We start from the raw sequence: 4,504 nt of genomic DNA on the forward strand, positions 1-4,504 counted from the left end.
TTGCGGCAGTGTGCGCATGGGCCGGCCTCCAGGAGGGGGCCGATGGGATAGGCGGGTCACCGACATCCTATCGCTTCCGCACAAAGATAAACTGCCCCCCTTCGTCGCCGGTGTTCTTGATGGCCTGCAAGATGGGGGTCTGTTCCGAGTTGTTGGCCACCGGGATCTTCAGGCGCTCGAATACCTGCCCGGCGTCATAGTAGGGGTCCCTGTTCTGCTTCAGGGCCCGCAGGAAATAGTAAGTGAAGACCGAGTGCCCATCCCGGCCGCCGTCCATCACCGGCTCGATGCCGCCGGAGGTAATGGCCTGACGCGACGAGCGGTTGTACACCTCCTGGTAATAGCGGTCCATGCTATCGAAGGCATCACTGCTGAGGCTGGTGGTGCGGCTGCGGAAGATATCCCCGCTGAAGCAGGCGTCGGAGATCAACAGGGTGTGCCGGGTGCGGATGCCGTTAAGGAACGTCTGGAGGTCGGAGTTGGAGACATAGTTGGCCGTGGACCGGCCCGTGGCATCCACCGGCACCCAGTAGCCCTTGTTCAGCTTTTCCTTGAACTCCCCGTGGCCCGAATAGTAGATCAGCAGGTTGTCGTCTTCCTGCAACTCCTCCGACAGCCACTCCAGTTTCGTGATAATGCCGGCACGGGTGGCCTCTTGATTGAGGAGCATTTCAATATGGTCGAACCGGTACTGTGACTCCAGCACCTCTTTGACACCCTTGGCGTCGTGGACGGCATTCTTCAGCCGGGGCCAATCGCCGCTGTAGCTGTCGATGCCGATGATCAGGGCGTAGTATTTGCCTATAGCAATAGGATCAGCTTTCGCCGCCATTGGCGTCGCCCGGCCCCCCGCTTCCCTGGTGACCTTAAAGGCGGTGCGTCCCACGTTCCTGTGAATATCCATGGCTGTCACCGTGATCTCGTTCTCGCCCATCGCCAGCAACGCCTCCGCCCAGAAGCTGCCATCGGCGTCCAGCTGCGCCTCCTGGCCGTTCACCCGCACCTCGAAAATGCCGCTGGCGTCGCTGGCCTTGCCCCTGACCTGCACCGTCTTATCCTGCTGCACCTTCTTCATGCCCCGGGTGATAGCCGGGGAGGTGATTTGGATGGTGGGAGGTGTGCGGTCGGTATCCATGGACGGCATAGACTTCTTCTGGGGAGGGGCTGCCTGGCCGGAAGAGGAAAGGGCCTGCCGGGCAGCCTCTTCCCAGGTCTTGGCGATGGGAGAAGAAACACCTGCCAACTCCCGGGCAACAGTCTCCATCTCTCTGATCAGTCCATCAATTTCCCCTCTGTAATCCCGTACAACAGTTCCAGTAATCCTTCCGGTAACTACATCAATGATTCGTAGATCAATGGTGTAGGTAGAACCGAGTCTGCCTATGCTGCCGGCCACCATCTTGTCAACCCCTAACAGTTGTCCTATCTCCACCGCGCTTTCATCATCTACCTCGCCAGTGAGCTGAATATCCTGCTCGGTAAAAATTTGCTGCATCTGGCTCCGCTTCACCACGTTGACGGCACCGGTCCTGACCAGAATGCTCCTTAATCTGTCAGTGAGGGCGGCTGCCTCGATTCTGGATATGCCGCGACCCCCAAGGTCAATCACTGCGATGGACTCGCGCTCCTGGGCCCAGAGACCCGCCACCATAATGAGCGCCATCAGATAAGACATAGGATTTTTCATCGGATGGTATCCTTTCTCAATTTCCAGCAATTTACCGCCCCGTGGCGATGATCACCACCCGCCCGGCCTACCTCACCCCCGGGCCCTGCGTGTCGCCGGCTCGCCGTAGGCTACGCCGAGGCCCCGCTCCTAGTGTAGTGGGGGCCAGCCCCGGGCACAGTCGTAGGGTCGGGGGGTGCTTCGCTCCGCCACAGGCGGTGGAGGTCATTCCTTTGCCAGTGTCGTAATTCTCACCCGCCGCTCGGCCTGCATGGTCTCCGGCTTCTTGCGCTTGAAGCCACGGGTCTGGGCCAGAAACTGGGGCAGGTCGTCCTTCAGGATATAGTAGCCATCCTCTTCCACAGTTTCTACTGGGTCAAAGGGTTCGGTGCGGGCGAAGACCTGCAGCACTTCGGGGCCAAATGGCGGGGCGCACTCGAACTCGTCCGGCAGCTGATAGACCTTGTTCACCTTGGTGTCGTCAATGTAGTGGCTGTCCATAAGGAGCGTGCGAGTGCCATCAGCGAAGTGGTAGATCATGCGGATGTAGCTGGGCACATTCACCCGCACGTAGATGCGCAATATCTCGCCGTCGGTGTAGAGCAAATTCTCAGCGCCCCGATCGGTCCATACGTCCACCATAAGGCCGCCGCCAATGACTTCATCTTTGCGGAACTGCTTCTGTTCACTGAGTGCGGTACTGAAATTCTGCGGCTTCAAGTCCCTATTGGTGGCCTGCAGGATAGAAGCTGCCACCAGTACATCAGCGCTGGCGACAAGCTCGCCATCCGGTATGCGCCGGACCTCCGCCATCAGCTTGATCCCCGCCGGCTGTTCCCAATACCTGCCGGTGAGCACATAGCGCTGGCCGCCGGCCTCAAACTGCGCCGTCTGGGGTACGATGCCCCAACGGGCCATGCTGGTGAGCTGGTGATCCAGAATCGGCTGAAAATAGCGCGCAAAAGGCGACCCCATGCGGGTATCCTGGAATGTGAAGGGTGTGGTCATGACGCTGCCGCCAGGGCTGTCGAGCTGTTTGTCCAGCTGGTAGGCCAGCGACCAGGCAAGATCTTTGGCATTGCGAATAGGCCGCTCAATAAGGTGATCCACCGCCTCACGCAGCATGGCCCTGGTGATCTTGCCCCGGGGGGTTGCCGGGAGCTCGCCAAAGCTGCTCTCAAATGTTACCGCGCCCACTGCGAACATGAGATTCGCGGCTTCCTGGAAATGGTCGAACAAAGGGTAGCACAGCAGGTATTCGGCCAGGGCCTCAGTGGGTTGACCGGCGGCTTCGCGGCTTAGGCCAGCTTCGAAGTGCTCCTTGATTTCTCCCGCAAGCCCCTCGGTTTTTCTACGGTAGGACTCCAGGAGTTGATCTTTCCTGGTCGCTACCAGAGCGTGCCATAATTTTTTCCTGCGATCGTAATACGTCGAAGCCTCCAACCCCCAAATTTCCAGGGATGAAGAGGAAACCGTGGTGGAGGCATAGAAGTCGGAATAATCAATATTTGTCGCCTGGAGACTCGTGGTGCTCTCGCTGCGGATCTTCACCTGAATCTGTTCGATAAGGTTCCTGCGGGCGGCCTCCACAGCCTGTTGTTTCCGGTCCTCGCTATTGTCCTGCCTGCCCAGATGGGCGACACCATACCCCGTGAGATAGATCAGCCGGGAATATTTGGTACTTTGCCCTTGTCCCGTGACCCAGGCCGGTTTTTGACCGGACAGGATGGAGAGGGAAAAGCAGAGCAGAAGCATGGGCCCGATTAGGGTCCTCGCCCGGTATTCATGGATGTTCATGTCCGATCCTCCTGTTGAATTCTCAGCCTTTTGGTTCACTGGCGCTCCGTCCGGGCAATGGGAAACGCGTCCCCGGTCGGTGTGGTGGTGGGGTACTGCGCCCGCTGAAATTCCCGCTCGGCGATCTCCGTGACCTCGTCCTCCACGTAGTCGGCCAGCTCACGCGTTTTGACAAAGCCGTCCCGGTTGGCATCGGCCTTGCCGGTGATGCCCTGGCTCAATACGTAAGTAAACAGCCCGTGCCCCTTATACCCCTCCAGCGCTTCCTGGGTGGAGGATGATGCCGAGATGACCGTCGACCCCACCGCCCGCGAAAGTAATTTCATCGCCGTGGTTTCGCTTAGTCCCCGGGTCAAGGTAGCCACCTGCAAGCTGGTCCCCATGGCCCCCGAGTTGCAGGTATCGAACAGGATCATCTTCTTCCCGGCGGGCACGTTGATGAGCAGGTCCTGCAGCTCCCTCTGCGCCAAGGCCGTCTCCTTGAGCTTGCGGGTGGAGAGTGACCCCACGTTGGAGGTGATCATGTAATAGGCCCCGTCGTCCACCAGGCCGTGGCTGGCCACGTAGAAGACGAAGGTATCGGCCGGCCCCAGTTTCTGCATCGACTCCAGCGCGGTGACGATTCGGGACCGGGTCGTCTCGGTGGCCGAGGTGAGGCGGGTGATCTCCACCCGGTCAAACAGACCCGCTGTGGCCGTCTGCAGGCTCGTCTCAAACAGCAGCGCGTCGGGCACGGCATATTTCAAGGAGAGGGTAGGGTTGGCATATTCGTTGATGCCGATGACCAAGGCATACAGGTCGTGCCTCTCCTTCCCCAGGTCGGCCATGACGGTATGCCGGGCCGGGTTGCTCTCCATGGTGTTGTCGGCGTTGAACACGATGGCCTGGAGGCGATTCTCGCCGTCGGTGAGCTTCAGGCGGTAGCTTCGCCGCTCGCCGGTCTGCCGCTTCATGCCGCGACCACCGTCCGTGAGCACCGCCACGCCGTTGAGGTAGAGCCGCACCTTGCCGATGCCCCCGCCGGCGTCGGCGATCTCCAGG

General features: G+C 59.9%; 3 protein-coding genes. All 3 read right to left on the reverse strand.

The window, feature by feature from the left end; all coding sequences use genetic code 11:
• Window positions 1-67 precede the first annotated feature (67 nt).
• The gene (locus tag IH971_09765; GenBank protein MCH7498124.1) at window positions 68-1,687 is read right to left on the reverse strand and encodes a caspase family protein; all 1,620 of its coding nucleotides are present in this window, start codon (window positions 1,685-1,687) and stop codon (window positions 68-70) included.
• Window positions 1,688-1,891: 204 nt separating this feature from the next.
• Window positions 1,892-3,463, reverse strand: coding sequence for a hypothetical protein (locus IH971_09770; GenBank protein ID MCH7498125.1), 1,572 nt, complete (start codon window positions 3,461-3,463; stop codon window positions 1,892-1,894).
• A 35-nt stretch (window positions 3,464-3,498) separates the two neighbouring features.
• Window positions 3,499-4,504: caspase family protein (locus IH971_09775; GenBank protein ID MCH7498126.1), on the reverse strand; the 1,006-nt coding region annotated here is incomplete at its 5' end.

The organism is Candidatus Neomarinimicrobiota bacterium (genome assembly GCA_022560655.1).
Classification (GTDB): Bacteria; Fidelibacterota; Marinisomatia; order SCGC-AAA003-L08; family TS1B11; genus JADFSS01.

Excerpts from the sequence above, each read along its gene's own strand:
- IH971_09770 (MCH7498125.1), bottom strand. The coding sequence starts at position 3,463 with ATGAACATCCATGAATACCGGGCGAGGACCCTAATCGGGCCCATGCTT.
- IH971_09765 (MCH7498124.1), bottom strand. The coding sequence starts at position 1,687 with ATGAAAAATCCTATGTCTTATCTGATGGCGCTCATTATGGTGGCGGGT.